27 protein-coding genes and 2 tRNA genes are annotated in these 25,781 nt (G+C 69.4%); 15 read left to right on the top strand and 14 right to left on the bottom strand.

Features of this window, described 5'->3' with window-relative positions:
* Nucleotides 1-45: 45 nt before the first annotated feature.
* Nucleotides 46-537, top strand: coding sequence for a tRNA (N6-threonylcarbamoyladenosine(37)-N6)-methyltransferase TrmO (gene tsaA, locus NO889_RS07145; RefSeq protein WP_256411601.1), 492 nt, complete (start codon nt 46-48; stop codon nt 535-537).
* A gap of 75 nt (nt 538-612) precedes the next feature.
* A complete protein-coding gene (locus NO889_RS07140) occupies nt 613-750 on the top strand; it encodes a hypothetical protein (RefSeq protein ID WP_256411600.1) in 138 nt (45 codons plus the stop codon).
* Between the two features lie 419 nt (nt 751-1,169).
* Here NO889_RS07140 and NO889_RS07130 read toward each other — a convergent pair whose 3' ends face one another.
* The 9 genes from NO889_RS07130 to NO889_RS07090 form a co-directional block, all read right to left on the bottom strand.
* Nucleotides 1,170-1,931 (bottom strand): hypothetical protein, encoded by a 762-nt coding sequence (locus NO889_RS07130; RefSeq protein WP_256411599.1) that lies wholly within the window; start codon nt 1,929-1,931, stop codon nt 1,170-1,172.
* 276 nt (nt 1,932-2,207) lie between these two features.
* Nucleotides 2,208-3,179, bottom strand: a complete 972-nt coding sequence (locus NO889_RS07125) for a D-2-hydroxyacid dehydrogenase (RefSeq protein ID WP_256411598.1) — start codon at nt 3,177-3,179, stop codon at nt 2,208-2,210.
* A gap of 52 nt (nt 3,180-3,231) precedes the next feature.
* The gene (locus tag NO889_RS07120) at nt 3,232-4,482 is read right to left on the bottom strand and encodes an MFS transporter (protein ID WP_256411597.1); all 1,251 of its coding nucleotides are present in this window, start codon (nt 4,480-4,482) and stop codon (nt 3,232-3,234) included.
* A gap of 495 nt (nt 4,483-4,977) precedes the next feature.
* Nucleotides 4,978-5,256, bottom strand: coding sequence for a DUF5827 family protein (locus NO889_RS07115; RefSeq protein WP_256411596.1), 279 nt, complete (start codon nt 5,254-5,256; stop codon nt 4,978-4,980).
* A gap of 143 nt (nt 5,257-5,399) precedes the next feature.
* Nucleotides 5,400-5,999, bottom strand: a complete 600-nt coding sequence (gene sod / locus NO889_RS07110; protein WP_256411595.1) for a superoxide dismutase — start codon at nt 5,997-5,999, stop codon at nt 5,400-5,402.
* Between the two features lie 301 nt (nt 6,000-6,300).
* Nucleotides 6,301-6,384: transfer RNA gene (locus tag NO889_RS07105), tRNA-Ser, on the bottom strand.
* A 65-nt stretch (nt 6,385-6,449) separates the two neighbouring features.
* Nucleotides 6,450-6,908 (bottom strand): PaaI family thioesterase, encoded by a 459-nt coding sequence (locus NO889_RS07100; protein ID WP_256411594.1) that lies wholly within the window; start codon nt 6,906-6,908, stop codon nt 6,450-6,452.
* 269 nt (nt 6,909-7,177) lie between these two features.
* Nucleotides 7,178-8,071 (bottom strand): DUF8155 domain-containing protein, encoded by an 894-nt coding sequence (locus NO889_RS07095; protein WP_256411593.1) that lies wholly within the window; start codon nt 8,069-8,071, stop codon nt 7,178-7,180.
* Entirely contained in the window at nt 8,068-9,744 is a 1,677-nt protein-coding gene (locus NO889_RS07090) for a sensor histidine kinase (RefSeq protein ID WP_256411592.1), read from the bottom strand. The genes NO889_RS07095 and NO889_RS07090 overlap by 4 nt, the downstream gene beginning before the upstream one ends.
* A 104-nt stretch (nt 9,745-9,848) precedes the next feature.
* On the opposite strand from NO889_RS07090, the gene NO889_RS07085 reads away from it, so the two are divergent.
* From NO889_RS07085 to tgtA, 9 genes are all read left to right on the top strand, one after another.
* On the top strand, nt 9,849-10,565 hold the full coding sequence (locus tag NO889_RS07085) for a lipoyl protein ligase domain-containing protein (RefSeq protein WP_256411591.1): 717 nt from the start codon (nt 9,849-9,851) through the stop codon (nt 10,563-10,565).
* Between the two features lie 145 nt (nt 10,566-10,710).
* Nucleotides 10,711-11,094, top strand: coding sequence for a 30S ribosomal protein S6e (locus NO889_RS07080; protein ID WP_256411590.1), 384 nt, complete (start codon nt 10,711-10,713; stop codon nt 11,092-11,094).
* Between the two features lie 10 nt (nt 11,095-11,104).
* Nucleotides 11,105-11,572 (top strand): DUF7112 family protein, encoded by a 468-nt coding sequence (locus tag NO889_RS07075; protein WP_256411589.1) that lies wholly within the window; start codon nt 11,105-11,107, stop codon nt 11,570-11,572.
* Nucleotides 11,573-11,617: 45 nt separating this feature from the next.
* Nucleotides 11,618-12,703, top strand: coding sequence for a siroheme decarboxylase subunit beta (gene ahbB / locus NO889_RS07070; protein ID WP_256411588.1), 1,086 nt, complete (start codon nt 11,618-11,620; stop codon nt 12,701-12,703).
* A gap of 26 nt (nt 12,704-12,729) precedes the next feature.
* Nucleotides 12,730-13,392, top strand: coding sequence for a precorrin-2 dehydrogenase/sirohydrochlorin ferrochelatase family protein (locus NO889_RS07065; protein ID WP_256411587.1), 663 nt, complete (start codon nt 12,730-12,732; stop codon nt 13,390-13,392).
* A complete protein-coding gene (gene hemA / locus NO889_RS07060; RefSeq protein WP_256411586.1) occupies nt 13,389-14,738 on the top strand; it encodes a glutamyl-tRNA reductase in 1,350 nt (449 codons plus the stop codon). The genes NO889_RS07065 and hemA overlap by 4 nt, the downstream gene beginning before the upstream one ends.
* Nucleotides 14,739-14,775: 37 nt before the next feature.
* Nucleotides 14,776-15,540, top strand: a complete 765-nt coding sequence (locus NO889_RS07055; RefSeq protein WP_256411585.1) for a Nif3-like dinuclear metal center hexameric protein — start codon at nt 14,776-14,778, stop codon at nt 15,538-15,540.
* 122 nt (nt 15,541-15,662) lie between these two features.
* Nucleotides 15,663-16,430, top strand: a complete 768-nt coding sequence (locus NO889_RS07050; RefSeq protein ID WP_256411584.1) for an SIMPL domain-containing protein — start codon at nt 15,663-15,665, stop codon at nt 16,428-16,430.
* Between the two features lie 94 nt (nt 16,431-16,524).
* Nucleotides 16,525-18,006 (top strand): tRNA guanosine(15) transglycosylase TgtA, encoded by a 1,482-nt coding sequence (tgtA, locus tag NO889_RS07045; protein ID WP_256411583.1) that lies wholly within the window; start codon nt 16,525-16,527, stop codon nt 18,004-18,006.
* Between the two features lie 30 nt (nt 18,007-18,036).
* Here the strand turns inward: tgtA and NO889_RS07040 are convergent, their stop codons facing one another.
* The 3 genes from NO889_RS07040 to NO889_RS07030 form a co-directional block, all read right to left on the bottom strand.
* Nucleotides 18,037-18,492 carry a pyridoxamine 5'-phosphate oxidase family protein gene (locus NO889_RS07040; RefSeq protein ID WP_256411582.1) on the bottom strand — a complete coding sequence of 152 codons (456 nt, stop codon included), beginning with the start codon at nt 18,490-18,492 and terminating at the stop codon, nt 18,037-18,039.
* Nucleotides 18,493-18,574: 82 nt separating this feature from the next.
* Nucleotides 18,575-19,534 (bottom strand): zinc-dependent metalloprotease, encoded by a 960-nt coding sequence (locus NO889_RS07035; RefSeq protein ID WP_256411581.1) that lies wholly within the window; start codon nt 19,532-19,534, stop codon nt 18,575-18,577.
* Nucleotides 19,535-19,606: 72 nt separating this feature from the next.
* A complete protein-coding gene (locus NO889_RS07030) occupies nt 19,607-19,906 on the bottom strand; it encodes a hypothetical protein (protein ID WP_256411580.1) in 300 nt (99 codons plus the stop codon).
* A gap of 132 nt (nt 19,907-20,038) precedes the next feature.
* Here NO889_RS07030 and NO889_RS07025 point away from each other — a divergent pair, with 132 nt between their 5' ends.
* The 3 genes from NO889_RS07025 (at nt 20,039) to NO889_RS07015 (ending at nt 22,104) form a co-directional block, all read left to right on the top strand.
* Nucleotides 20,039-21,103 carry a M20/M25/M40 family metallo-hydrolase gene (locus NO889_RS07025; protein ID WP_256411579.1) on the top strand — a complete coding sequence of 355 codons (1,065 nt, stop codon included), beginning with the start codon at nt 20,039-20,041 and terminating at the stop codon, nt 21,101-21,103.
* Between the two features lie 233 nt (nt 21,104-21,336).
* Nucleotides 21,337-21,411 (top strand) — tRNA-Glu (locus tag NO889_RS07020).
* Between the two features lie 189 nt (nt 21,412-21,600).
* Nucleotides 21,601-22,104: a cupin domain-containing protein gene (locus tag NO889_RS07015; protein WP_256411578.1), complete on the top strand. Its 504-nt coding sequence runs from the start codon at nt 21,601-21,603 to the stop codon at nt 22,102-22,104.
* Nucleotides 22,105-22,147: 43 nt separating this feature from the next.
* Here the strand turns inward: NO889_RS07015 and NO889_RS07010 are convergent, their stop codons facing one another.
* Complete coding sequence (locus tag NO889_RS07010) at nt 22,148-22,624, bottom strand: hypothetical protein (protein WP_256411577.1); 477 nt, start codon at nt 22,622-22,624, stop codon at nt 22,148-22,150.
* A 47-nt stretch (nt 22,625-22,671) separates the two neighbouring features.
* The gene (locus NO889_RS07005) at nt 22,672-25,224 is read right to left on the bottom strand and encodes a methyl-accepting chemotaxis protein (RefSeq protein ID WP_256411576.1); all 2,553 of its coding nucleotides are present in this window, start codon (nt 25,222-25,224) and stop codon (nt 22,672-22,674) included.
* Nucleotides 25,225-25,379: 155 nt separating this feature from the next.
* Here NO889_RS07005 and NO889_RS07000 point away from each other — a divergent pair, with 155 nt between their 5' ends.
* On the top strand, nt 25,380-25,697 hold the full coding sequence (locus NO889_RS07000; protein WP_256411575.1) for a DUF5785 family protein: 318 nt from the start codon (nt 25,380-25,382) through the stop codon (nt 25,695-25,697).
* Nucleotides 25,698-25,781 lie beyond the last annotated feature (84 nt).

Genomic DNA, 25,781 nt, shown 5'->3' with positions numbered 1-25,781 from the left:
ATCGGTCACGACACTGCTTTCATATTCGAGGACTGAAGGAGTAACGTGTCTGAAGAGCAGTTCCAATACGAGTCAATTGGCGTTATCCGGACGCCATTCGAATCGCCGGACGGAATGCCGATTCAACCGACCGGAGCGGATGACGTAGAGGGTACTGTCGAGATAGACGAGTCATACGCGGAGGGATTACAGGATCTGGACGGGTTTTCTCACTGTATCTTGCTGTATCACTTTCACGCAGCTGCCGACATCGCTCCCGTGGAGGTTGAGCCGTTTCTTGATGAGGAAACAAGGGGCGTCTTTGCTACGCGGGCACCACAACGTCCGAATCAGATCGGCCTCTCCACTGTCGAGGTTGATTCCGTCACAGGTCACGAAGTGATTGTTCGCGGAATCGACGTCGTTGATCGGACGCCGCTGCTGGATATCAAACCGTTCGTTCCTGACTTCGATGTTCCCGATAATACAGACACGGGGTGGATCAACGCATCGAAGTCAACGATCCAATCGAAGCAGGCTGATGAACGGTTCCTCTGAGAGACTCACCCTGTATTCAGCGCGCGCGTTCTATCAGAAAGTCATCTTTATTGTGACGAGCACGTATCGCCGCGTATGTCCTCTTCCCTCCAGGACGGCGACGCTATCCAGCATCTCTACGACGCACTCGAGGCGGCCGATGGCGCGGAAAAGAACTATCACATCCGCCAGGCACTCCAGCTGTACCGAGTCGCGGACAAACGAGACGACTGAAAGCGCATAGCACCTGTCAGCAGTATGACGAGGTGTCTCTGGAGCCTGGGCTCGACGCAGAGGAGATCGTCGAGGTCGAGTGCGCCGCAGAGTATGACCATCTGAGATGGTGAGGTGAACAGGTCGTCTGTTCGACTTCCTCAAGAAACACACTTCTGTACGAGACCTTCAGCGTGGACTGCCCTCGTTGCGACGAGACGAAGGGGCACATGTCCGACCAAGCAGATCGGTGTTCATTGCTCGTGTGGTGTCACGTTTTCCTCGACATCGAGGCGTCGCCAAGGACAACCTCACACCCTACCTCAGAGCGTTTCACCTTCGGCAACGAGTCCGCCGCAACCCCGGTGATGAACACTCAAAACGATCCTCGAAACCGCGCTATGAGCCTACCAACGATCGCTTACCCGAGATCGAATGTCTCATTCGTATGGTTGTTCCAACTCTGACTCCTCAAGGTGGTGGCGAGGGCTTTCATTTTCGTCAAACGTCACGTCGGACTGGTCGATGTTGCTCAGTCCTTCTGCATCCGTCATGTCGACTCTATCCAGCAGTTCGAGGTTGTAGCTATCGACCTCCAGTACCGTTTCGAGCAGGCCGCCGTCGATGACTGCCGTTTCGGGCAACTGCCGATCGGCACGCCAGTAGTTCCAGAACCGCCCGCGGTCCGTGATGTACTCCCGTCCGTTCTCGTCGGTACCGCTCGCCGAACCGTCGTCCAGTTGGTCGGCTGGCGCCGAGATGTTGTCGGCGAGAACGCGCTCTACCTCGCCTGGATTCTGGACGTAGTCGAACCGCAGGTCCGTTCCGCCGGGAACGAACAGCGCGAACCGCCCCGTCCCGAAGTTACCGAGCGCGTCCGTCGAGCCGTCAGCGTCCTCGTGGATCGCGACCGCGATGTCCTCGTACGGGACGTCTGTCCCGTCGAAGGCGACGTGGTCCCGGTAGAACGCGACCGGTGCTTTGTTCCTGTGTCGCCAGGCGGTGACAATGGTCGCTAACAGCGTCGAACTGAGGCTCACGACGAGAACGCCGACGAGCTCGCCCGTCTTGAGTGCCGATGCGATGGGGCCGCGGACGAATACGGCGACTATCGTTACAAGGAGGAACAGCACGAAGACGTTCCCCCAGACGGCTGGCTTCCAGTCCCTACCGAAGACAGCGATCGGCTCCCGATCTGTCATGCGTGGTGATGCCTTTTTAATATCAAAAAACTACTTGAAGGCTACGCGGCGCTCGTCAGTAAGCGCTACCCCGTCTCTCGGACGCCGGAAATTCCCGCGGGCTCACGCTGCTCTGCGTTCCCGAGCCCGTCGCTCTTCGGCTTCACTGGCAGCCGCTGTGCTGTATGTACGCTCTGTATCTCGTAAGGCGTTCCTAACAGAACGAGAGAGGTGTAGGCCGACTCTGGTCTATGAATCCCCTGTACTGAGCGAAGAGTCCGACGGTGTCGTCTCCCCTCAGGCGACCCGATTGCGGAGATCGGCGTACTCGCCCGTCTCGGCGGCCCGCTCGACGTTCTCCACGAGGACGTCGGCCCGGCGCTCCCAGTACTTCGGGGTGTGTCCGGAGACGTGCGGCGTGAGGAGGACGTTCTGGAAGCCCCACAGGTCGTGATCGGTGGGGAGCGGCTCCGGGTCGGTCACGTCGAGGGCGGCCCCGTGGATCGCGTTCGACCGGAGCGCGGAGACGAGCGCCGGCGTGTCGACGATCCCCCCGCGGGCGACGTTGACCACGATCGCGTCGGTCGGGAGCGCGTCGAGTTCGGCCTCGCCGATCAATCCCTCCGTGGTCTCGGTGAGCGGACACGAGAGGACCAACACGTCGGTCCGCACCAGCGCCTCCGGGAGGTCGTCGTAGCCGACCACCTCGTCGGTCGGGCCGTCCTTCTCCGGCGTGTGGCGGACCCCGATCGTCTCCACGTCGAACCCCGCGAAGCGCTCGACGATCGCCTCGCCGATGGCTCCGAGCCCCACGACGGTGACGGTGCTGTCCGCCAGCTCGGTGAACGACTGGAACCGACGCCACTCGCGACGCTCCTGTCGCCGGATACCCTCGTCGAGCCGGCGGACGAAGGTGAGGACCCACCCGAGCACGTGCTCGGCGATGTTGGGTCCGTGGACGCCCGAGGCGTTCGTGACGGCGACGCCGCGGTCGGCGAGCGCCTCGAGCGGGAGGTGGTCGACGCCCGCGGAGTTACACGCGAACAGCCGCAGGTTCCGAGCGTCCTCGACCTCGTCGGCGCTCAGCCACTTCCCGGCGACGACGGGGGCCTCGGCGAGGTACCGTCGTCGTTCCTCGCCGGTCCGCGCGAGGCGGACGGTGTGGTCGGGGAGGCGATCCCGGAGTATCTCGGCGTAGTCGGCGGCCGGGATCCCGTGCGCGTCGTGATCGAGCACCGCGATGTCGGTGGGGGTCGGCTCCGCGTTCATCGTCCGGGGGTCGACGTGGGGAAACAAAGTATCCGCGGTCGCGGCGGGGAACTCAGCCGTCCATCCGGATCGGCGGCGCTCGGCTCATCAACACCAGACAGCCGATCCCGACGACCGCGCCGACGACGCCGGTCGCGACGCCCACGAGCCGGACGGCGGGAACGAACTCGATCCGCGCGCTCGCGACCGCGATGGCCCCGCCCATCAGGATCGGTGTCAGCGTCGCGCTCGCGCGACCGGTCCCCTCGCTCAGGCTCACGAGCCCGCCGCGAAGCGCCGTGGGCGCGAGGTCCGTGACGATGCTCCGATAGATCGACAACACGAGCCCGAAGCCGGCCCCCATCAGGACCACCCCGAGGGCCGCGATCGGCAGCGCCGTCGCGAGGAAGACGAGCCCGAGTCCCACGCCTATCGAGACGTTCGCCGCGATCAGCGGGTAGAGCCGGTCGTCGAAGACGGCCGAGATGCGCCCGGTCTGAGTCGCCGCCAACGCGTACGTGAGACTCGCGAGCGCCGCGAGGAGCCCGGCCTGCGCGGGCGTCCCGCCGAGGACGTCGACGACGACGATCGAGTTGTAGGTGAGGAAGCCGAACCACGCCAGGTTCGCGGTCCCGCGGGCGAGCACGATCGTCCACGCGCGCCGGTGGGCGACGAGGGTTCGGAGGTCACCGAGCTGCGTCCGGAGGTCCTCGTCCGACCCGTTCGCGGCCTCCTCGTCCATCGGCTCCTCGAACCGGAGGTAGACGACCGCGGCGATCGGGAACGCGATCGCGTACAGGAGGAACGGGTACTGCCACGCGAACCCGACGAGGACGCCCGCGATGAGCGGGAAGACGGTCTGTGAGAGTCCCGACCCGGTGAACCGGAGCCCCTGGGCGGTCGCCTCCTTCGTCCCCGTGTAGAGGTCGCCGAGGCTCGTGATGATGATCGGCGTGAGCGCGGCGAAGCCGATCCCCTGGAGGAGCCGGAGGGCGAGTGCCGCGTAAAAGGTCGAGACGAACGCGATCGCGGTCCCGGTCAGCCCGAACCACATCAGCCCGAAGATGAGGACCGGCCGCCGGCCGTACCGGTCCGCGATCACCCCGGCGATGGGGATGACGATCACGGCCGGACCGGTGAACGCCGACATCAACAGCCCGACGTTGGCCGCGGACGCACCGAGCGGCTCGACGAGCGATCCGAGCACCGGCGAGAGCAGCGCGGTCCCGAGCGGCGGGAGAACGTTGATGAGGAGCAACAGCTGGAAGGGACGCTCCCGGACGATCCCCGAATCGCTGCCCGCTATCGACGGCGTCGAGACCACGGATACTCTCCTGGAAGGGGGTGCCGTACATGGGGCTACGTCTTCCGGCAGAGATCGTTGCGACCGACGGACCGAGACCCTCCGGCGAGGTGCGGGGCGGCTGCGGTCGGGCGGGACGCAGCGGGCAGTTTCGAGAGCGGAGCACGGCACGGCAGGGATCGCAAGGGGTGACCGGAGCGACCGACTGAGGACCGTGGTTCGAGACGGCGGCGTCTCCTCATTCCGGACGTCTCCGGCTCCCGGCTGGCAGCCAGATCCTGCGGGTTCCGGCCACATCACCGGAACGCCTCGCGTTCCGGTTAGCAGACGGAACGCGACGCGTTCTGACGACAGCACGAAAGGCGCTTTGCACCTTTCGAACGCAGCGAGACCGCGCGAGTCAGGCGAGGAGAGGGCGACCGTAGGGAGTCCTCGGGCGGCGAACGGCCGCGAGGCACTCCGCGCCGCCGGCGACGAGCAGGACCGGCGGATCCCCGCCGGCTGCGTTCGCGCTCACTACTCGTCGGCGTCCTCCGCGAGCCCGTAGTAGCCGGGGCTATCGTCGGTCGGCGGCTCGGCGACGACCATGTCGCCGGCGTGGACCATCACCCACGGGATCGCCCAGTCGATCAGCACGGCCTCGGTGTCGGCGTCTATCTCGGCGTCGGGCTCGAGCCCCTGGAGCAGTCGCCCGATCTCCGGGATCGTGTACAACAGGTCCGGCTGGAACAGTTCTGCCGGCTCGTAGAAATCGCACGGGAACGTCTCCTCGAAGGCGGATTTCGGTCTCGGCATGTCCGTCGGCTACGCGTTCGGTTGCGTAAACGCTGGCGATGTTCGACGCGATCGACGAGACCCGGCACGGCCGTCGCTGGCGGGTGCGTCGGTGGAAAAAACGTCGGGGTTCGACGTGCGGGGTTCGCGTTCCGGCTGTCGGATTACTCGAACAGCTCGACGGCCTGCTCGTAGCGAGCGGACGGCTCCTCCCAGTCGACGACCTGGAAGAAGTTGTCGACGAACTCGCCGCGGGCCGGGCCGTAGTCGTGGTAGTAGGAGTGCTCCCAGACGTCCAGCGCGAGGATCGGGTGACCGCCCCAGATCGCTCCCTGGTCGTGTTTGTCGACCACGACGTTGCGGAGCTGGTTCGAGAACGTGTCGTACACGAGAAGCGCCCAGCCGCTCGCCGCGGAGGCCGCCGCCTCGAACTCACCCTTCCAGGCCTCGTACGAGCCGAAGTCCTCCTCGATGCGGTCGGCGAGGTCTCCCTCGGGCTCGTCGCCGCCCTCCGGCGACATGTTCTGCCAGAACAGGTCGTGGAGGATGTGACCCGAAGAGTTGTGGGTCACGTTTCGGATCGCGCCGCCCGACGAGGAGAAGTCGCCCTCCTCCCGGTTGGCTTCGAGCGTCTCTTCGGCCGAGTTCCAGCCGTTTACGTAGCCCTGGTGGTGGGTGTCGTGGTGCCATTCGAGCACCTGCTCGGAGATGTGCGGTTCCAGCGCGTCGTAATCGTACGGAAGCGGATCGAGTTCGTAGCTCATGCTTGTATCACCTGTCTCCAACATGGACAGGAAACCTGTTAAAGATAATGCGTCACCTGATACCACACGTCACCGGACGCGAGTGTTACCGGACATCGACGAACGAGAGCGGTACGTTCGCGGTTCAGGCCGAAAAGCTCGCTCGACCGACGCCTGCGAGCCGACCGTTACGAGGACAGAATGAAACCATTATCGGTTACGTAGTGGGTGGCGAAGCGGCACGACGTGAAGCGTGCCGCGCGCTCTCCGATTCGGATCCACATCACGAGCCGCGCGCGGCGCGAATTGCGTCGCGCGCTCACGGTGGGACTGGGATTCGAACCCAGGAAGCCGTGAGGCTACCGGTTTTCAAGACCGGCGCAATGGGCCACTCTGCCATCCCACCTCGAATTCACGTGTCGTGGCCCCTCGACTAAGGGGTGTCGGTGTGTGTCGACGTCGTCGAAACGTTCACCGGAAGAGCCGGAACGAACCCTGCCCGACGACGACCTCCGAGGAACCGTTCTCGGTCGTGCTCGTCACCGACATCTCGCTGACGCCGATGGAGCCGCCCGAGCGTACCACCGTCGCCTCCGCCTCGAGGTCGCCGTTCGCCGGCCGGAGGTAGTTCGTGTTGAGATTCACGGTCGCCACGCCGCCCGAGAGCGGGTCCTCGAAGACGGTCCGTTGGGCGAGCCCGCCCGCGGTGTCGATCAGCGTCGCCGCGACGCCGCCGTGGATCGTCCGCCCGTCGGCGTTCGTCAGCTTCCGGTCGAACGGGATCGACAGCACCATCCGCCCGCGTTCGACGACGTCGACCGAGGTGTTGAGCCACGAGAGGTACCCGTGCTCCTCCTCGATCCGACGTTCGATGAGCGACACCGCCTCCGCGGGAAGCGGCTCCATCTCCGAGACGGCCTCTTCGTCCATACCCAGGCGTCGCCGCCGACCCGTTTGTATCCAGGGGATCCGCGCGAACGACCCGTCGGTTCATACCCGATCCCGCGGCAGACCCCCCGTGACCTGACGAGCCGTCCGCGGCGGCCGAGGCGGGAGCCCGGCGCACCGCCGCGGAGCACGACCGCGAGCGCCGGCTGTTCGCCCAACCGCCTCCCCGGAAAAGCGCGGTACGTGCCCACTGAACGCGATCCGTCGAACAGGATCCGCCGAACCCGCGTTCCGGTTCCGGCTCCCAGCTCTTACCCGACGCCGAGACGGATCGGGTCGTCGCTCGGCACGACGTCGACCGAGACGCGGTCGCCGACCGCGAACTCGTGGTCCGGACGGATCACCTTCGCGCCGTAGTCGCCGTCGCGGGCCGCGAACAGCGACAGCCCGGTGACGCGTTCCCCGTTCGCGGTCACGTCGATCGGCTCCCATTCGATCCCTCGATCGGTGGCGACGCCGACGCGCGTTCCCCACAAGGAAACGGTCCGACCGAGGTCGACGTCGGCGAACCCGCCGCCGCCCGCATAGTGGGCGAGCCCACCGTCCAACGGAACGCCGTCGTCGCTCGCGATCGCCGCGAAGCGTTCGCCCGGATCCGGATGTGTCGGTGCGTCCAGAACGACGTGACTCGGCCCGCGCGTGAGGACTGTTCCGGTACCGTTCCAGGAAACGCCCGCGACGCTCACGTCCACGTCGACTGGGAGCGACCCGCTCGCACGGAGCACGTCCGTCCCCGGCGCGCGAAACCCGAGGTGAACGTGGTCGTCGACCCACCGGCCGAAGAAGCCGGAACGCGTCATCGGCCCGAGGGAGTCACCGACGTCGACCCGATCGCCCGGTTCCACGCTCGGGATCACGTGGAGGATCCGCGCGATCGTGCCCGGTTCCGTTCCGGTCCGCCGACACCACTCGTCGTCGAGGTCGACGACGATCAGGTGGTCCTCGGACGCGGCGTACGACCGGTCCGGACAGCCGACGGTGTGCGTCTCCCGGACGACGCCGGTGACGGGTGAGACGCCGTCCTCGCCTGGCGGATAGAGGTCTATCGCGCGTCCCGCGTCGTGTGCGGGGTACGGGGAGTTGAACCGCGAGAACCGACGGTATCGGGAGAGGATCCCGACGGGAAGTCGGACCGGCGCGGTCACTCCGAGACGACCTCGATCCCGTCGATCGCGAAGCACGCGCCGCCGACCGCCTCGTCGACGACCCGAACGGACCAGCCGTGCGCGTCGGCGATGTCGCCGACGATCGCCAGCCCGAGGCCCGTGCCGTCGGCGAGCGAGACGCCGCGTTCGAAGACGCGGTGACGTTCGTCGGACGGGATCCCCGGACCGTCGTCGGCTATCCGGAGCGTGACGCCGTCGTCGGTCCGTTCCGTTCGAACACGAACGGTCACGTTCTCGCCCGTGTGCTCCACCGCGTTGCGAAACAGATTGCCGACGAGCTGTCGGAGCCGATCACCGTCGGCCAGCACCGTCTCGTCGGCGTCCTCGACGACCAGGGTCGCCGAACCGGTCTCGAGTCGCGACCAGACGGTCCGAACCGTCGCGTCGATCGAAACCGGTTCGACCGCGTCGACCGTCCGTCCGGCGGTGGCAAGCGAGAGGAGCCCCTCGATCAGTTCGTCCATCCGCTCGTGGGCGTCCGCGGCCCGCTCCAACGCGTCGTCGCCGTCGTCGCCGTGACGCGCCAGCTCGACGGCAGCGGTCGCGGCCGCGAGAGGGTTCCGGAGGTCGTGGCTGACGACGCCCGCGAAGTCCTCGAGCCGCTCGTTCTGGCGTTCGAGCTGCCTCTCTCGGCGCTCCAGCGCCGCCTGCCGACGCTCCCGTTCGGTCACGTCCCGAAGGAGGAAGACGTGACCGCGGTCCGTCCCGTGCGGATCAGTGATCGGATCCTCCTGGATGTCGAACTGGCGGTCGTCGATGGCGATCGGGTGTTCGTCTCCGGACACCAGGCCGGGAAACGCCGACGACAACGACTCTCCGACGGCGTCGTCCGGAAGGATCCCCTCCGCTGCGGGGTTGAGATCGCGGATCCGTCCGTCGGATCCGGTCACGATCACGGGGTCCTGCATCACCTCGACCGCCGTGTCTCGCGCGACCACCGCGGCGTCGAGAGTTCCGAGCCAGAACACCACGCCGTACAGGAACACGCCGTGGACGACGAACGCCGCAGGGGTCCAGTCGACCGTCGGGTAGCTCCCGAAGTCGAGGACCGTCACGACCCCGGCCAGAAGCGGGAACAGGGTTCCGAGGAGGGCGACGAACGTCTGGAGCCGGTAGCGGTTCCCGGTCCGTCTGTAGAGGTCGACGATCACCAAGATTCCGGCGACGTACAACCCGTACGCGTAGAGGACGAAGGCGATCCCCGCCGGACCGAGCCCGGTCTCCACGAGCGTGAACGGCCCCTCGACGACCGGTTCGAAGGAGAGTCGCGCCAGCCCGTGCGTCCGGCTCGACCACGCCAGGAGAATCCAGAGGAAGGCGGGCGTCGCGAGCCCGACCAGCCGGCGCTCGGTCCGCCACTCGTCGCGGCCGGCGTACGCGAACGCGAAGGCGATCCAGAGCACGGGCATCGCGGCGAGGAAGGGCGTCGCGGTCTGGAGCGCCCCGATCATCACCAGCGGATCCGGGCTCGCAACTCTGATCGCGTACAGAACGACGACGACGCCGGCACAGCCCAAATAAAGCGAGACCTCGAGTCCGCCCGGCTCGGCGCGATCCCGCCACGCGACCCGTCCGAGAAGGAGCCCGACGGCTCCGGCGAGCAGACAGGCGAGGAGGTACGCCTGGACCGGCAGCGCGGACGGGTCGCTCATCGATACCGGAACGAACCGCAGGACCGGCAAAACCTTTGCGCCATTCTCCGCAGCGACCGTCTCCGGACGCAAGCGGTTTGTCGGTCCGTCGCCTCACGAGTCCCATGCGGATACTTCGTGGACGGAGTCCGACCGTTCGGGCCGACCGCGAGCACACGGCTCGGCTTCTCGCAGCCGCGGCCGACGGTCTCCCCGGCGTTCGGGTCTGGGCGCCTCCCCGGCAGGTCGCGTTCGGCCGGCGCGACGCACGGGAGCCTGGATACGACCGGGCTCGCCGGGCCGCCCAAACGGTCGGGTTCACCCCGTTCGAGCGCGACGTCGGCGGCAGGGCGGTCGCGTACTCCGGGGAAACCCTCGCATTCGCGGTCTCGATCCCGCTCGACGGGAACCGCGGGAGCATCGACGAGCGGCACGCGACGGTCGCCGGCGCGGTGCGATCGGCGCTCGAGGGGACCGGGGGCACGGTCTCGCACGGCGAGCCGCCGGACGCCTTCTGTCCGGGAGACCACTCCCTTCGCGTCGGCGGAACGTCGGCGGGCGGAAAGCTCGCGGGGATCGCCCAGCGAGTCCGCGCCGACGCCGCGCTCGTCGCGGGCTGTCTCGTGGTTTCGCGGTCCGACGCGGCGGCGTCGACGACCGCCCTCGAACCGGTGTACGACGCGCTCGGCGTTCCGTTCGAGCCGGAGTCGATCGGGAGCGTCGCGGAAGCCGGAGGGCCGAGCGACGGGAGACGGGTCGCGCGGGCCGTCGAGAACGCACTCGTCGAGCGGAGCGACGGCGACCCTCGGCGGGTCGAACGCGTGGGTCCCGAGCCGTGGTGATCCGGTGAGGACTCCGGCGGTGTCGACGTGGGCGGACGTGGCCTCGACGAGGTCGGCGGCGGCGACAGCGAGGCGGTCGTTCCCCGTGCTCTCGGCGTGTCGGGCTTTCGACGTGCTTTTTATTCGCGGGCGTCTCGGTCCGCGCATGGCCGAATTCAAAGTCGTCGTCGCCGACCCCGAGACCGGCGAGACGTTCCAGCGAGAGGTCGACGGACAGGACGCGAACCGATTCCTCGGTCGAGACGTGGGCGACGAGATCGGCGGGGACGCCGTCGGGCTCCCGGACCACACCGTCGAGATCACCGGCGGCTCGGACGAGACGGGCCGACCGATGCGCGAGGACGTCTCCGGAACGCGCCTGAAGGAGCTGCTCTTGGAGGGCGGCGTCGGGTTCAAGCCGTCTCGCGAGGGCGAGCGCAGACGGATCACCGTCCGCGGTCGCGAGATCGCCGACGACGTGGCCCAGATCAACGTCTCCGTCGTCGACGGCGAGGGCGACGTCGCCGCCGCGTTCGAGGACGACGAGTAGTCCCCCTTCAATGCCACGCGTTCCCTCCGACGACGAGAGCGTCGCGTCCGTCCGCGTCACGCTCGCCCGCAGCGGCGGCACCCGCAGACCCTGCGTCCGGCTCCCCGACGACGCCGACCTGTCGGGTCGCGTCGAGTCCGGCTCCTGCGCGTCGCTCTCGCTCGCGGACGGGGACCTGGTCAGGGTCGTCATCGACCGCGAGGAGTACCACGCGCGCGTTCTCGCGGACGCCACGGGGCGGCTGCTCCGGAGCGCGTCCGACAACCGGCGGCTCGCGCGCGAGCCCGGCGAGGGCGAGAACCGGCTCGCCGAGTGGCTCGACGCCAACGACCGGGAACCGGGCGAGAGCGTCGTCCTCGACGTCGTGGTTCCCGGCGACCTGTACGGCCTCCGGATCCCCGGCACGCGAGCGGTCTACGACGCGGACCGCGGCCCCCGATCCTCGCTTTCGGACATCGCTCGGGATCTCGACGACTGAGCGCCGGCCGGATCCCTTATTCTCTCGCGACCCCGAGCCCTATGTATGAAGGAGGTCGACGCGGATCTGACGGCGCTCGACCGGGCGATCATCAACGCGTTCCAAGGGGGCTTCCCCGTGACCGTGCGCCCGTTCGAGCCCGCCGCGGCCGCGCTTCGCGAACGCGGGTTGGCGGTCACCGGCTCCGAGCTCTGCGAGCGGGTCCGGGAGCTCGACGAGTCCGGCGTGCTCTCGCGGTTCGGCGCGCTCGTCAACGCCGAGGAGATCGGCGGCGCGGCCTCGCTCGTCGCGATGCACGCGCCCGAGGAGCGCTACGAGGAGGTGGCGGAGACGGTCAACGACTTCACCGCGGTGGCGCATAACTACGAACGGGAACACCCCCACCTCAACATGTGGTTCGTCGTGAGCGTCGCCGACCACCCCGACCCCGACAAGGACGGTGGAGACCGGGTCGAGGAGGTGCTCGCGGAGATCGAGGCGGCCACCGGCCAGGAGACGTACAACCTCCCCAAGCTGCGGGAGTTCCACGTCGGCGCGCGGTTCCTCGTCGACGGGCCGGTCGCCGAGGGCGACGTGGACCTCTCGGATCTGGCTCCCGACGTCGAGCAGTCCGGTCGCTCGACGCTCTCGCCCGCCGAGCGCGACCTCGTCGTCGAGATCCAGGGCGGGCTGCCGATCACGGAGACGCCGTACGCGGACGTGGCGGCCGCCATCGACGCCGACGTCGACTGGGTGGTAGAGACGATAGAGCGCTTCCGCCTCGAGGGGAAGGTGCGCCGGGTCGGCGTCATCCCCAACCACTACGCGCTCGGGTACACGGAGAACGGGATGACCGTCTGGGACGTGCCCGAGGAGGTCTTAGCGGAGGTCGGCCCCGCGGTCGCGGAGTTGGACTTCGTCACCCACTGCTACCAGCGCCCCCGGCACGCGGGCGTCTGGGAGTACAACTTCTTCGCGATGACCCACGGGCGGACCGAGGCCGAGAGCGAGCGCCGGGTCGCGGAGGTGAAAGAGACGATGGCCGACCACTGGGACGTCGGCCCCGACGACTGGGACACGCTGTTCTCGACCCGGATCCTGAAGAAGACCGGGATCCGGATCGAGGAGCGCGCCGACAGCAACACGGCCTGATCCCCCGTGGAGACGGCACTCAATCCATGATCCCGCTGTATCACGACCTCTCCGAGGAGACCGTCCTCGTCGTCGGCGGTGGCGCGGTCGGCAGACGGAAGGCGCTCGGGTTCGCCGAGGAGGCGCGCGTCGTCGTCGTCAGTCCGGCGTTCGACGACCGACTGATCGAGGTCGCGGCCGAGATCGGCTCGTCGATCGAACTGATCCGTGCCGCCCCGCAGGCGGAGTCGATCCCCGAGTGGATCGACCGCGTCGCTCCCACGCTCGTGGTCGCCTCGACCGACGATCCCGCGGTGAACGCGGCCGCGGAGGCGGCGGCGCTCGACTCGGGGGTCCTGGTCAATCGCACGGACGTCTCCGGCGGCCGCGATCCGGGGAGCGTCGTCGTTCCGGCGACCGTCGCGGACGGCCCGGTCAGGGTGGCGATCTCCACGGGGGGGCGGAGCCCCGCGCTCTCGAGGGCGCTCCGCGAACGGATCGGCTCGGAGATCGAGGGAGCGGGCGCGATGGCCGAACTCTCCGGGGAGCTGCGCGAGGCGCTCTCGAAGGCGGGCGTCGACCCGGAAACCCGTCGGGAGGCGATCCGTCGAGTCGTGCGATCCGAGGGGGTTTGGAAGGGTTTACAAAAGGGGAGATCCAAGGCTCGAATCGAGGCAAACAACGTGATCGAGGAGGTCGTCGACCGATGAAGGAGCCGGGTGCCATCACGGGTGTGAGCGTCGCCCACGGGTCCGCGACGATCGACGAGATCGGCGCCGCGGGAGGCGAGAGCGTCCGAGCGACCGTCTCGGACCTGCTCGCGCGCGACGGGGTCGAGGAGGCGTTCGCCGTCCGGACGTGTAACCGCTCGGAGGCGTACGTCGTCACCGACCGGACGGTCGAGGGTCGGGAGGCGCTCGAGTCGTTCGCGCCGTCCGTCCGCGGCGCGGCGGTCAGCCGGCTCGACCACGAGGGGAGCTTGGAACACCTGATGCGCGTCGCCGCGGGGCTCGAGTCGCTCGTGCTCGGCGAGGATCAGATCATCGGCCAGATGCGGGAGGCCTACGAGGAGTCCCGGTCGGCCGGCGGGATCGGCCCCGTCCTGGAGGACGCCGTCACCAAGGCGCTCCACGTCGGCGAGCGCGCCCGCACGGAGACGGCGATAAACGAGGGGGTCGTCTCGCTCGGCTCCGCGGCGGTCCGGCTCGCGGCCGGCGAGGTCGACCTGACCGACGGCACCGCCGTCGTCGTCGGGGCGGGCGAGATGGGCACGCTCGCGGCCCGCACGCTCGACACCACGGCGGTCTCGGAGATCGTCGTCGCGAACCGGACGGTGCCGAACGCGCGGTACGTCGCCGAGGAGGTCGACACCGACTCGTCGGTCGTCCACCTGAGCGACCTCGCCGCCGTGGTCCCCGACGCGGACCTCGTGATAACGGCGACCGGCAGTTCGGAGCCGGTGCTCGGTCCGACGGCCTTCGTGGGCGCGGACCGGGTCGTCTGTATCGACATCGCCCAGCCGCGCGACGTCGACCTGGAGACGGGCGACGTCGCGGGCGTCTCGGTGTACGACATCGACGACCTGGAGGACGTCACCCGCGAGACCCGCGAGCGGCGGAAGGCGGAGGCCCGCGAGGTCGAGTCGATCATCGACGAGGAACTCGACCGGATCCTCCGGTCGTACAAGCGCAAGCGCGCCGACGACGCCATCTCGGCGATGTACGCCGGCGCGGACCGGGTCAAGGCCCGCGAGCTCGACCGCGCGATCACGAAGCTCGAGGCACAGGGCGGACTGACCGACGACCAGCGCGAGACCGTCGAGGCGATGGCTGACGCGTTGGTCGGCCAGCTGCTCGCGGCCCCCACCCGGTCGCTTCGGGACGCCGCCGGCGAGGACGACTGGGAGACGATCCGGACGGCGCTCGCGCTGTTCGACCCCGAGTTCGACGCGCCGCCGGAGACGCCCGGCGGCGGGTCCGAGGAGGACGTCGAGGCCCCCGCCGGCGCGCCGTTCGACGCGATCCCCGACTCCGCGACGGAGGAGCTCGACGACTGACGGGAACGCTTTTTCCTCGCGGCCCGTACGGATCCGCATGGAGCTTCGGACCTTCGTCGACCGGATGGACGGCCGGCTCGATACCGACGCGTACGCCGACGTCGACGCCAGCGCGAACGGCCTCCAGGTCGGCCCCGAGACGGGGTCGGTCGGGCGCGTCGCGTTCGCGGTCGACGCCGCGACGGCGACGATCGAGGCGGCGGCCGACGCCGGGGCCGACGTCCTCGTCACCCACCACGGGATCTCCTGGGGCGGGATCGACCACGTGACCGGGCGGACGTACGACCGGATCGCCGCGCTCGCGGAGCGCGACCTCGCGTTGTACGTCTCGCACCTCCCGCTCGACGGGCATCGGGAGCTGGGGAACGCCGCCGGCGTCGCCGACGCGCTCGGGCTCGCCGATCGGGAGCCGTTCGGGACGCTCGGGCCGGTCACGATCGGGACGCTCGGAGAGACGGGCGAGCCGCTCCCGCCCGAGACGATCCGTGACTGCCTCGACGGGTTCGAGGGGAGCACGAACGGGACCCGCGTCCTCGAGTTCGGGCCGGACCGGATCGAGCGGGTCGCGGTCGTCACCGGCTCCGGGGCCGACTGGCTCGACGAGGCGGCCGCGGCGGGCGCGGACGCGCTCGTCACCGGCGAGGGAAAACAGCAGGTGTACCACGACGCGCGGGAGGCGGGGCTCACGGTCTTTCTCGCGGGCCACTACGCGACGGAGACGTTCGGGGTGCGGTCCCTCCAGTCGCTCGCCGAGGAGTGGGGGCTGGAGACGACGTACGTGAGCCACCCCACCGGAATCTGATCGACGGGCGATTCCGGGGCGGGGGCGGCCACGAGCGGTCCGCGGCGGTTCGGGAGGCGATCGGACAAACGGCTCTTTGTGTCTACGCTACGTTATAGCCCTCTCCCGGCGTCCTCGACGGTATGACACGACAGAGGCGACTCGTCGCCGGGGTCGGGGTGGCGCTCCTCGTCCTCCTGGCCGGCTGTTCGGGCGTAACGGGAACCCTGGCCGACGATTCGGGATCGGCGGAGACGACGGAAACCGACGACCTCGAGCGGTCCATCGAGGTGGCCGCGGAGGGCGAGGCGTCCGCGGAGCCCGACCGCGCGACCGTGCTGGTCGCGGTCGAGTCGACCGGGGACGACGCGGGGACCGTCCGCGGCGACCTCGCCGAGAGCGACGACGCGCTCCGGAGCGTCCTCTACGACTGGGGGCTGAGCGAGGAGGACGTCCGCACCGAGCGCTACGACATCCGGCAGACGCGCGAGACGCGCCCGGACGCGAACCGCAGCGAGTACGTCGGCGTCCACGTCTACGCCGTGAGCGTCGACGACGTGGACGCGGTCGGCGAGGTCATCGACGTCGCGGTCGGCGCCGGCGCGGATAGCGTCCAGCAGGTCCGGTTCGGACTCAGCGACGAGCGCGCGGACGAGCTCCGGTCGGAGGCGCTCGGCGACGCGATGGACAACGCCCACGCGGAGGCCGACACGCTCGCCGCCAACGCCGACCTCGAGGTGACCGGCGTCTACACGGTCTCGACGACGGACGTCCGGACCAGCCCGTACGCGACCAGGGCCCTCGCGGCCGAGGCCGACGACGCCGGCGGTGCGCCCGGAACCGGGATCGAGGTCGGCGACGTCGACGTGACCGTCTCGGTCCGGGTCGTGTTCGGCGCGGAGCGGGCATAGGTGAGATCGCCGGCGGACGCGACCGCCGCGTCGGACGCGTTCGCCGTTCTCGCCCGAACGCAACCCTTACCGCCCGGCTACCCGCAGTCGGGGTATGCGCGACCACTTCGAGATCCGGGACCACGACGCCGCCGGGCGGATCGGTCGGCTCGAGGTCCCCAGCGCCGGCGTCACCGTCGAGACGCCGGCGCTCCTGCCCGTCGTCAACCCCAACGTGCTCACGGTCGAGCCCGAGCGGCTCCGGACCGAGTTCGGCGCGGAGATGCTGATCACGAACTCCTACATCATCCGGAGCACCGACCGGATCCGCGACCGCGTGCTCGAAGAGGGGCTTCACGACTTCCTCGGGTTCGACGGCGCGATCATGACCGACTCGGGATCGTTCCAGCTGGCCGAGTACGGCGACATCGACGTCACGACCGCCGAGATCCTCGAGTTCCAGCGCCGGATCGGCAGCGACGTGGCGACGCCCGTCGACGTGCCGACGCCGCCGGACGTCGACCGCGAGCGCGCGGAACGCGAACTCGCGACGACGGAGCGGGCGCTCGCGGACGCCGAGGCCGCCGACACCGGGGAGATGCTCGTCAACGCGCCCGTCCAGGGATCGACGTACCCGGACCTCCGGGAGGCGGCCGGCCGCCACGCGGCGGGGACCGACCTCGACGTGTTCCCGGTCGGCGCGATGGTCCCGCTCATGAACGCCTACCGCTACGCCGACGTCGTCGAGGCGGTCACGGCCGCGAAGCGCGGGCTCGATCCGGACTGTCCGGTCCACCTCTTCGGCGCGGGCCATCCCATGATGCTCGCGCTCGCGGTCGCCATGGGCTGTGATCTCTTCGACTCCGCCGCCTACGCGCTGATGGCGCGCGACGGGCGCTACCTCACGGTGTCGGGAACCGATCACCTCGAGGAGCTGTCGTACTTCCCGTGTTCGTGTCCGGTGTGTACCGAACACGATCCCGCCGACCTCCGCGCGGGCGACGACGACACGGCAGAGCGGCTGCTCGCCGAGCACAACCTCCACGTCACCTTCGAGGAGATCCGCCGGATCAAAGCCGCCGTCCGCGAGGGGACCCTGCTGGAACTCGTCGACCGACGCGCCCGCGGCCATCCAGCGATGCTCGACGGCTACCGCGCCCTCCTCGATCACGCCGACCAGTTGGAGGCGACCGACCCCGTCTCGAAGGACGCGTTCTTCTACACCTCCCACGAGGCCGCGCGCCGCCCGGAGGTCGGCCGCCACCACGACCGACTCGCGCGCCTCGAGACCCCCGAAGATCTGCTTCTCACGGAGTCGAAGCCGCCCTCGACGCACGACCACGACGCGGTGTGGCGGGTGAAGCCGCCGTTCGGTCCGTTCCCGCGGGCGCTCTCGGAGACGTATCCGCTCACCGCCGAGGTCCCCGAGCGGGTCGACGTCGCCGCTCAGGCCGCGGCCGCCGAGGGCGTTCGCCGGCTCGCCGAGACCAACCCCGAGACCGCGATCACGCTCGGCCACGACGGCTGGGCGGAGACGGCGCTCGAGCGGGTTCCCGACCGCGTCGCCGTCAACGACCTCCGGGACCTCGGCCGGTAGGCGTTCCCGTTCGGCCGGATCCGAGCCCGCTCACTCGACCGGGTCCGTTCGGGCCGGCATCCGGTCCGTGAAGTCCCACGAGTGGAGCCGTTCCGGCTCGATCCGGACGTGGACCTCCTCGCGTCCCGGTCGCAGGAGTCGCTCGCCGAGTTCGTTGTCGGTCCCGCCGAGATACCGCTCCAGAAGCGACCGGAGGAGCCGTTTCTCTCCGTCGGCGGTCACCGTCGCCCGACCCCGACCGCGAACGCCCCGGTAGGGCGGATCGTTCGTCGATATCTCGAACGAGACGCGGTCGTCGGCCGCGAGGAAGCCGACCACGTCGGCGTCCGCGCCGGTCGCACAGTGGATCGCCCCGTCCCACCGGAACCACAGCGACACCATCCAGGGGTCGCCCGCTGGCGTCCGGCAGCCGACCCGAACCGGGATCCGTGCGTCCGCGAGGAACTCGTCGACGCGCGCCCGGTCCCACGGGCCGGTGAGGTTCATGGGAACCGTGGGGGCGGGACGGGCCTAAAACCACCGTCCGGATCGCGGGTTCGGGACGGGCGGGAGGGACGCTCACGGACGCTCAGGGGTCGACCCGCGCCAGCCAGGCCACCGGGTCGTCGATCTCCCGGTCCGTCGGGAGGTGTTCCGGGCGCTCCCACACCGCGCTCGCGGCGGCGACCCCCCGCTCGTCGGCGACACGCTCGAAGAAGGCGGCCCCGCGCTCGTACTGCCGCCGCTTGAGCCCGAGCCCGAGGAGTCGACGGGCGAGCCGCGTCACCGGCCCGCCGCCGCCCCGCCGCTCGTCGATCTTCCGGCGCAGGTCGGCGTACTCGTCGTCGAACGCGCGGTCCATCAACAGCTCCGCGTATCCCTCGACCGCGGTCATCGCGGTCTGGAGCTCGGCGAACGCGTCGGGGTCGAGTCCGCTCGCACCCAGCCCGTCGATCCCGCGTTCGACGCGCGACTCCAGGTATCCCGACAGCCACGGGGCCGCGCCGAACTCCGCGGCGTGCGTCACCTCGTGGAAGGCGATCCACCGGCGGAACCGCGGGTACGACACGTCGAGGTCGGCGGCGACCGCGACGACGTTCGGGTGGACGAAGTAGAGCCCGTGGTCGGCGTCGGGCTCGTCGGCGAGCAACAGCGGGTCGTACTGGCCGAGCACGTTCCGCGCGAGAAATCCCAGCGCGAACGCCATGGAGCCCGTGTTGACGACCCGCGAGAGCTCGGGCATCGCGGGGGACGCCGCCGCCTCGATCGGCTCCATCACGTTCCGGAACGTCTCGAGGTTCGCGTCGATCCAGTGGTGACGGTTCTGGACCTCGATCGCGTCCGGGACGGCGAAGTCGACGCCGGCGACCTCGCGGAGCCGGTCGCGAGCGTCCCGCACGTCGGTCGCGTAGCCCCGCCGGTCGGCGGGCGTCAAGTCGAGCGCTCCCGGCTCCGTACTCGCCTTCGCCGCCTCCCCGGCTTTCGCCCAGTCGACGACCCCGGTTCCGGACGCCTCGGAGACGGCACGAAGGCTTCGGAGGATGTCCATACGCGCGGGAGGCGCGCCGCCCTCAAGTCCCTTGTGTCGGTCCGGCGCGTGACGGCGGCGGCGCGGCCGATCTCACGCGCCGAGGTCGTCGAGCGCCTCGGCGTCCTCGAGGTCGCCCTCGCCGAGCACGCGTGCGGCCGCGATCCCCAGGGCCGCGAGGAGCGCGACGACCGCCAGGCCCCCCAGGATCGACTTCGACGAGCGCTCGCATCCGAGGATCCCGCCGCCGGTCGCGTCCCTCGCGGGGTCGTCGACCCCCTCAACGTCGGCAGCCTCGTCTCCGTTTCCGCCACCGAGAAGCCCGTTCTCCCCGATGCGGACCGATCCCTCCTCCAAGTGGATCTCGAGCAGCGTGAACGACGTGTCACTCATGGCCGGTACTTCTCGGGCCGACCGCTTAACCGTGGCGTCGGTCGGAACGTGAACGTTCGGCCGCTTCCGCCGCGATCGCCGGGTCGCGGGCGGGATCGCGGGGTTCTTTTTGTCCGATACGAACGGGGACGCATGGACGAGTCCCGCCGCGCGTTCCTCGACGACCTGCTCGCGACGCCGAGCCCCTCCGGGTTCGAGACGGCGGCCCAGCGCGTCTGGGTCGATCACGTCTCCGCGTTCGCGGACGACGTCACCACGGACGCGTACGGAAACGCCGTCGCCGTCCACGAGGGCGACCCGGACGCGCCGACGGTCGCCGTGGCGGGCCACGCCGACGAGATCGGGTTCATCGTCCGCGACGTGCTGGAGGAGGGATTCCTCCGGATCGCCCCGGTCGGCGGCTCAGACCGCACCGTCTCGAAGGGCCAGCACGTGACGGTCCACGCCGACGAGCCTGTCCGGGGCGTCGTCGGCCAGACCGCGATCCACCTCCGCGATCCCGATACGGACGAGTACGAGGCGATCGAGGGACAGTTCGTCGACGTGGGCGCGAGCGACGCCGACGAGGCCCGCGAGCACGTCTCGATCGGCGATCCGGTCACGTTCTCGAGCGGGACCCGAGAGCTCGTCGGATCCCGGATCGCCGCCCGTGGGATCGACAACCGGGCCGGGATCTGGGTCGCCGCGGAGGCGCTGCGCCGCGCCGCCGCGGCCGACGTCGACGCCACCGTCCACGCGGTCTCGACAGTTCAAGAGGAGGTCGGGCTCCGGGGCGCGCGGATGGTCGGCCACGACCTCGAGGCGGTCGACGCGTTCGTCGCCGTCGACGTCACTCACGCGACCGACAACCCGGACGTCGACGCCGAGCGGCGCGGCCCCGTCGAACTCGGCGACGGGCCGGTGATCGGCCGCGGCAGCGCGAACCACCCGGTCCTCGTCGACCTCGCCCGCGACGCCGCGGCCGACGCCGGAATCGACGTCCAGCTCCAGGCGGCGGGGACGCGAACCGGCACGGACGCGGACGCGTTCTACACCGCCCGCGGTGGGGTCCCGTCGCTCACCGTCTCCATCCCGAACCGATACATGCACACGCCGGTCGAGGTCGTCGACCTCGAGGACCTGGATCGCGTCGCCGACCTGCTCGCGGCGGTCGCCGGCGCAGCCGAGACGGTCGACTCGTTCGCGGTCGATCTCTGACGCGTTCGCGGCCGATCGCCTCGACGAGAGCGACCGTGAACGACCGACCCGACCGCGACAGAACGACCGGCCCGACCGCGACAGAACGACCGACCCGACCGCGACAGAACGACCGGCCCGACCGCGACAGAACGACCGACCCGACCGCGACAAACCGAGACACGGCGCGGTCGAAACGGAACCGTTTTAGTGTGGAACACCCTACCCGGAAACGCGACGGAACGCGGACGCACGCTCTGGTGGTGTAGTCCGGCCAATCATCTTGCCCTCTCACGGCAAGGACCAGGGTTCAAATCCCTGCCGGAGCATCCAACCCCGTCGCGTTCTCCCGGCCTCTCCACGTCCTAGCCGCGGGTCCGTACACTGGAGACGGTCGTTCACGTCGAGCGGAACGTCTCCACCCCGTGCTCGTCCCCGACGCGTAGAGCCGACGTGCCGACACGTGCCGTTTCGCGCCGACACGCATCGTTTTGACCGGGGACTCCGAAAGGGACGGCGTGAACCGAGTCCGCATCGACGACGTGGAGAACGACGTACAGCCCGCCGCGGTGATGCGGAAGCTCACCGAGCCGCTCGGCCTCACCGACGTCGCGATAAACTACTACGAGCTCGAACCGGGTGACAGCTTCGCGTTCGCGTACCACAGCCACGAGGTACAGGAGGAGGTGTTCTGTGTCCTCTCGGGCACGGCGACCTTCGAGACCGAGGACGGACCGGTCGAGGTCGGTCCGGACGAGATCGTCCGCTTCGGCCGCGGGGAGTTCCAGCGCGGCTGGAACCACGGGAACGAACGGATCCGCGCCCTCGCGATCGGCGCGCCGCTGGAGTACGGCACCCAGCCGAAGCTCCGGTACTGCGAGGAATGCGACGCCGAGAACGACACGAAACTGAACCGGACCGATGACGCCGACGGCGAGGAGGTCGTCGTCGCCCGATGCGTCGAGTGCGGGTCCGAGACCGGTCGCTGGTATCGCGGATCGATGGACGGGAGGGTTCCCTAAACGCCGGAACCTCCGTCAGGCGGGAACCGTATCCGTCCCGATCTCAACCGGTCGCGACCGCCTCCTCGAGTACCGTCTCGTCGCCGTGTCGAACTTCGACTCGGTCGGGAATCGGAGCCGCCGTGAACGCGATCTCGACCTCGTAGGGGTGTGCCTCCCCGACGTCCGGACACGCGTCGCCCTCCCAGTCGGGGTCGTCCTCGGTCGTCAGCCGGATCAGGAGACGGGATCGGGTCAGATCCGCCTCGACGAGGTCCACCCGGTAGCACTCGCGTGCGCCGGCGAGCACCTGCCCCCTGACGGTGAGACGCGGCGGGTCGGCCTCGAGCGCCCGGAGCAGGACGGCGGCATCCCGATACGCGGGGTCGCCCGGATCGAACGCGCCCGTGTGCTCGCGGCGGAGGGTCACCTCGGCCCCGTCGACGTCCTCGGGGATCTCGCCCCAGGGGGGCGTCGGGCAGCCGGCGAGCGGACCGGTCGCGCCCGCGACTGCGGCCGCGAGGAGGGCTCTCCGTCGCATACGTGGAGGGTGAACCGGGCCCGAGAAGTGTCTTGTGCGGCGTCGGTTCAGTCGTCGTCGGAACCGACCGCGTCGTCGCTCTCGTTCCGGAACGCCTCGCCCGGTCGGAAGCCGTCGTCGCCGCCGTCGGTCTCGACGGCGGAGCGCGAGGAGTCTCCGGAAGCCGGCGATCCGGTCGGTCCCGCCGGATCGCTTTCGGCGTTGACGGGAGGATCGCCGACCTCGGCAGCGACGTTGCTGACGTCATCCGACGAGGTATCGCCGTCGGGGTCGGCCTCGACCGGCGAGTCCGCCGCGACCGTCTCCACGTCGGCCTCGAACTCGAAGCCGTCCTCTCGTTCCGTGCGCGTCTCGAACTCCCCGGCCAACGTGCGAAGCTCGTCCGCACGCGCGGAGAGCGACTTCGCGTTCGTCGAGATCTGCGCGAGCGCCGCGGTCTGTTCCTCGGCCGCGGCCGAGACGTTCTGCGCCTCGCTCGCGGTCTCGACGCTCACCTCGGAGACCTCGTCTATCATCGAGACCGCCTCCTGGGTGGAGTCCGCCTGGTCGTCGGTCGCGTCGTTGATCGACTGGATCCCGGCGTTGACGTCGGAGACGTTCTCGGCTATCGTCTCCAGCGTGTCGACGGTCTCGTCGACCACGTCGCGCCCCTGCTGGACGTCGGCTTCCATCGCGAACATGTCGTCGGCGACGGAGTGGGTCGACTCCTCGACGCCCTCGATGAGCGCTTCGACCTCGGTCGTCGCCTCCGCGGTCTCCTCGGCGAGTTCTTTCACCTCGCGGGCGACGACCGCGAACCCCGAGCCGGCCTCGCCGGCGCGCGCGGCCTCGATCGAGGCGTTGAGCGCGAGGATGTTGGTCTGCTCGGCGATGTCGTCGATCAGCCCGACCACTTCGCCGATCCGCTCGACCTCGTCGCGGAGCGTCGTCATCTCCTCGACGGTGCGTCCCATCTCCGATTCGATCCGGTCCATGTGGTCGATCGCCTCGCTCGCCCGGTCACGGCCCTCCTCGCCGGCCGTCGCCGTCGTCGCCGACCGCCGCGCCAGGTCGTCGGTCGAGGAGGCGATCTCCTCGACGGTCGTCGAGAGATCGTTGAGTTCGGCGGCCGCGGTCGCGAGGTGCTGTTCCTGGCGTTCGGTGCCGACGGATATCTCCTCGACGCTCTCGGCGACGTCTGCGCTCGTCGACTCCACCTCCTCGGCGGAGGCCGTCACCTCGGCGCTCTCTTCGTCGACCGTCTCCGCCGCGTCCTGGATCGCGACGACGAGCGCCTCCACTCGATCGAGCATCTCGTTTACCGACTCGGCGATCTCCGTCATCGCCGCGCTCTCGCTCTCGGGTTCGAGCCGGCGGGTGAGATCCCCTTCGGCGACCGCGTCGATCGTCTCGCCGTAGTTCTCCGCCTTCGTCTCGAGGTGTGCCGAGATCGCCTCCGCCTCCTCGCGTGCGGCGGCCGCCTCCGTCGCGGACTCCTCGGCGGCCGCGATCTGTTCGCGCAGCGTCCGCCGGATGCGGTCGATGAGCGCGGAGAGCTGACCGAACTCGTCGGTGCGTGACCGGTCGATGTCGACGTCGAGATCCCCCGACTCGATCGCCTCGGCGTACCCGCGAAGCTCGTCGACGGAGCCGTTCACGTCCCGCGAGATCAGAAGGCCAACCGCGAGGAGACCGAGGACGGCGATCCCGATCAGCAACAGCACGCTGCGTGTGACGTCGGCGACGGTCCCGAACACTGCCTCCTCGGGCGCGGCGACGACGACGGCCCAGGGCTTCCCCTCGATGGGAACGGTGGCCGTGACGAGCCGATCGGCGTCGACGACGGTCTGTTCCTCGCCGGTCACCTCGTCGACGCGCGGCTCGGTCACGTCGGAGCGCAGGTGCGGGAGGTCCTCGATCAGGAAGTAGTCGTTCAGGATCGCCTCGCCGTCGGGGGCGAGCGCGACCCGACCGGTCCGCGTCGAGACGACCTCCATGTCCGCGCCGTCGACCGGCGGCGTCAGCAGGTCGCCGCGCCGTGTCAGGTCGGCCGTCACCACGATCGCCTTGTCCGTGTCCGTGGTGACCGGGCTGACGAAGCCGATCCGCTTCTCGCCCTCGACGGTGTACGGCTCGAACGAACGGGCCTCCTCGTGGCTCTCGAACGCGCTGGGGCCGACCGCCCACGGCCGGTCGGCGAGCGTGTGTATGGTCCCCTCCTTCATCGGCGAGGTGCTCACCAGTATCTCGTCGGACGAGAGGTCGTAGTAGTGGACGTCGACGACGTACTCGGGGAGCGCCCGCTCGTTGCTCCGGAGCTCTTCTCGGATGGAGTGTTGGTTCGAGGTCCGGATCTGACGGGCGGCCGAGATCCGCACCGCGTGGCCTTCGCCCTCGTCGATGAACCCTTCGATGCCCTGTGCCTCGCGCTCGGCCGAGGAGAGCAGCGTGTTCTCCGCGTCCGACTCGACGCTCGCTTGGACCTGATCGAACGTCAGCGCACCCGCGCCGAGCAACACCGCCGAAACGACCAGTATCACGCCCGCGATCTTGAAGAGGTACCGCCCGCGAAGCCGGTCGTAGATGCGCCGAGCGACGCCCGGTCCGTCGTCAGTTGGCATTGTACCGCGGTTCTCATATGAGGTTATAAACGCACACGGTAGATTATCATAGTAGATAATTCGATGTGGTCGCGTCCGTCGTCGTCGGTATCGACGGCGGGCGGGGTCGCCGCCGCCTCCGTAACCACTATCCGCACCCCCGGCGAACCGGGTGTATGGACTGGCCACACGACCCCGACGGCGAGGAGGGGAGCGAGGGCATGCGTCAGTACGGCCACGCGGTGCTCGCGAAGAAGATCGACGAGGAGGAGGACTTCCCGCTCTCGGCGGCCGACTACGTCGAGGAGTACGGCGACCACCCGATCCGGATCGACTACGAGACGGTCGTCTCCGTCGAGGAGATCTTCGAGGGCGTCGAGACGGAGGAGTTCGGGGACTTCGTCGAGTTCCACCAGGAGCTCGGCCGGGCGATGCGCGAGAACGGCTACTGGTTCTACGAGGGCGCGGACCGGTTCGTCGGCGGCTCGGCGTAGCCGTCCGGCCCGGCCGCGGCTCGGCGACTCCGGCGACGCCGCCGATCCGGCTCCGTCCCATTTAAGCCACCCCGCGGTGACCGA

The sequence above is a fragment of the Halorubrum rubrum genome (assembly GCF_024494685.1).
GTDB classification, from domain to species: Archaea; Halobacteriota; Halobacteria; order Halobacteriales; family Haloferacaceae; genus Halorubrum; species Halorubrum rubrum.
Note: the sequence above shows the minus strand (reverse complement) of the source record. Positions and strands in the feature narration are given on the sequence as shown.

Excerpts from the sequence above, each read along its gene's own strand:
- NO889_RS07025 (WP_256411579.1), top strand. The coding sequence starts at position 20,039 with ATGGACGAGTCCCGCCGCGCGTTCCTCGACGACCTGCTCGCGACGCCG.
- NO889_RS07130 (WP_256411599.1), bottom strand. The coding sequence starts at position 1,931 with ATGACAGATCGGGAGCCGATCGCTGTCTTCGGTAGGGACTGGAAGCCA.
- NO889_RS07065 (WP_256411587.1), top strand. The coding sequence starts at position 12,730 with ATGATCCCGCTGTATCACGACCTCTCCGAGGAGACCGTCCTCGTCGTC.
- NO889_RS07100 (WP_256411594.1), bottom strand. The coding sequence starts at position 6,908 with ATGGACGAAGAGGCCGTCTCGGAGATGGAGCCGCTTCCCGCGGAGGCG.
- NO889_RS07040 (WP_256411582.1), bottom strand. The coding sequence starts at position 18,492 with ATGAACCTCACCGGCCCGTGGGACCGGGCGCGCGTCGACGAGTTCCTC.
- NO889_RS07080 (WP_256411590.1), top strand. The coding sequence starts at position 10,711 with ATGGCCGAATTCAAAGTCGTCGTCGCCGACCCCGAGACCGGCGAGACG.
- hemA (WP_256411586.1), top strand. The coding sequence starts at position 13,389 with ATGAAGGAGCCGGGTGCCATCACGGGTGTGAGCGTCGCCCACGGGTCC.
- sod (WP_256411595.1), bottom strand. The coding sequence starts at position 5,999 with ATGAGCTACGAACTCGATCCGCTTCCGTACGATTACGACGCGCTGGAA.
- NO889_RS07075 (WP_256411589.1), top strand. The coding sequence starts at position 11,105 with ATGCCACGCGTTCCCTCCGACGACGAGAGCGTCGCGTCCGTCCGCGTC.
- NO889_RS07000 (WP_256411575.1), top strand. The coding sequence starts at position 25,380 with ATGGACTGGCCACACGACCCCGACGGCGAGGAGGGGAGCGAGGGCATG.
- NO889_RS07055 (WP_256411585.1), top strand. The coding sequence starts at position 14,776 with ATGGAGCTTCGGACCTTCGTCGACCGGATGGACGGCCGGCTCGATACC.
- tgtA (WP_256411583.1), top strand. The coding sequence starts at position 16,525 with ATGCGCGACCACTTCGAGATCCGGGACCACGACGCCGCCGGGCGGATC.
- NO889_RS07030 (WP_256411580.1), bottom strand. The coding sequence starts at position 19,906 with ATGAGTGACACGTCGTTCACGCTGCTCGAGATCCACTTGGAGGAGGGA.
- NO889_RS07140 (WP_256411600.1), top strand. The coding sequence starts at position 613 with ATGTCCTCTTCCCTCCAGGACGGCGACGCTATCCAGCATCTCTACGAC.
- NO889_RS07115 (WP_256411596.1), bottom strand. The coding sequence starts at position 5,256 with ATGCCGAGACCGAAATCCGCCTTCGAGGAGACGTTCCCGTGCGATTTC.
- NO889_RS07085 (WP_256411591.1), top strand. The coding sequence starts at position 9,849 with ATGCGGATACTTCGTGGACGGAGTCCGACCGTTCGGGCCGACCGCGAG.
- NO889_RS07125 (WP_256411598.1), bottom strand. The coding sequence starts at position 3,179 with ATGAACGCGGAGCCGACCCCCACCGACATCGCGGTGCTCGATCACGAC.
- ahbB (WP_256411588.1), top strand. The coding sequence starts at position 11,618 with ATGAAGGAGGTCGACGCGGATCTGACGGCGCTCGACCGGGCGATCATC.
- NO889_RS07090 (WP_256411592.1), bottom strand. The coding sequence starts at position 9,744 with ATGAGCGACCCGTCCGCGCTGCCGGTCCAGGCGTACCTCCTCGCCTGT.
- NO889_RS07010 (WP_256411577.1), bottom strand. The coding sequence starts at position 22,624 with ATGCGACGGAGAGCCCTCCTCGCGGCCGCAGTCGCGGGCGCGACCGGT.
- NO889_RS07005 (WP_256411576.1), bottom strand. The coding sequence starts at position 25,224 with ATGCCAACTGACGACGGACCGGGCGTCGCTCGGCGCATCTACGACCGG.
- NO889_RS07035 (WP_256411581.1), bottom strand. The coding sequence starts at position 19,534 with ATGGACATCCTCCGAAGCCTTCGTGCCGTCTCCGAGGCGTCCGGAACC.
- NO889_RS07050 (WP_256411584.1), top strand. The coding sequence starts at position 15,663 with ATGACACGACAGAGGCGACTCGTCGCCGGGGTCGGGGTGGCGCTCCTC.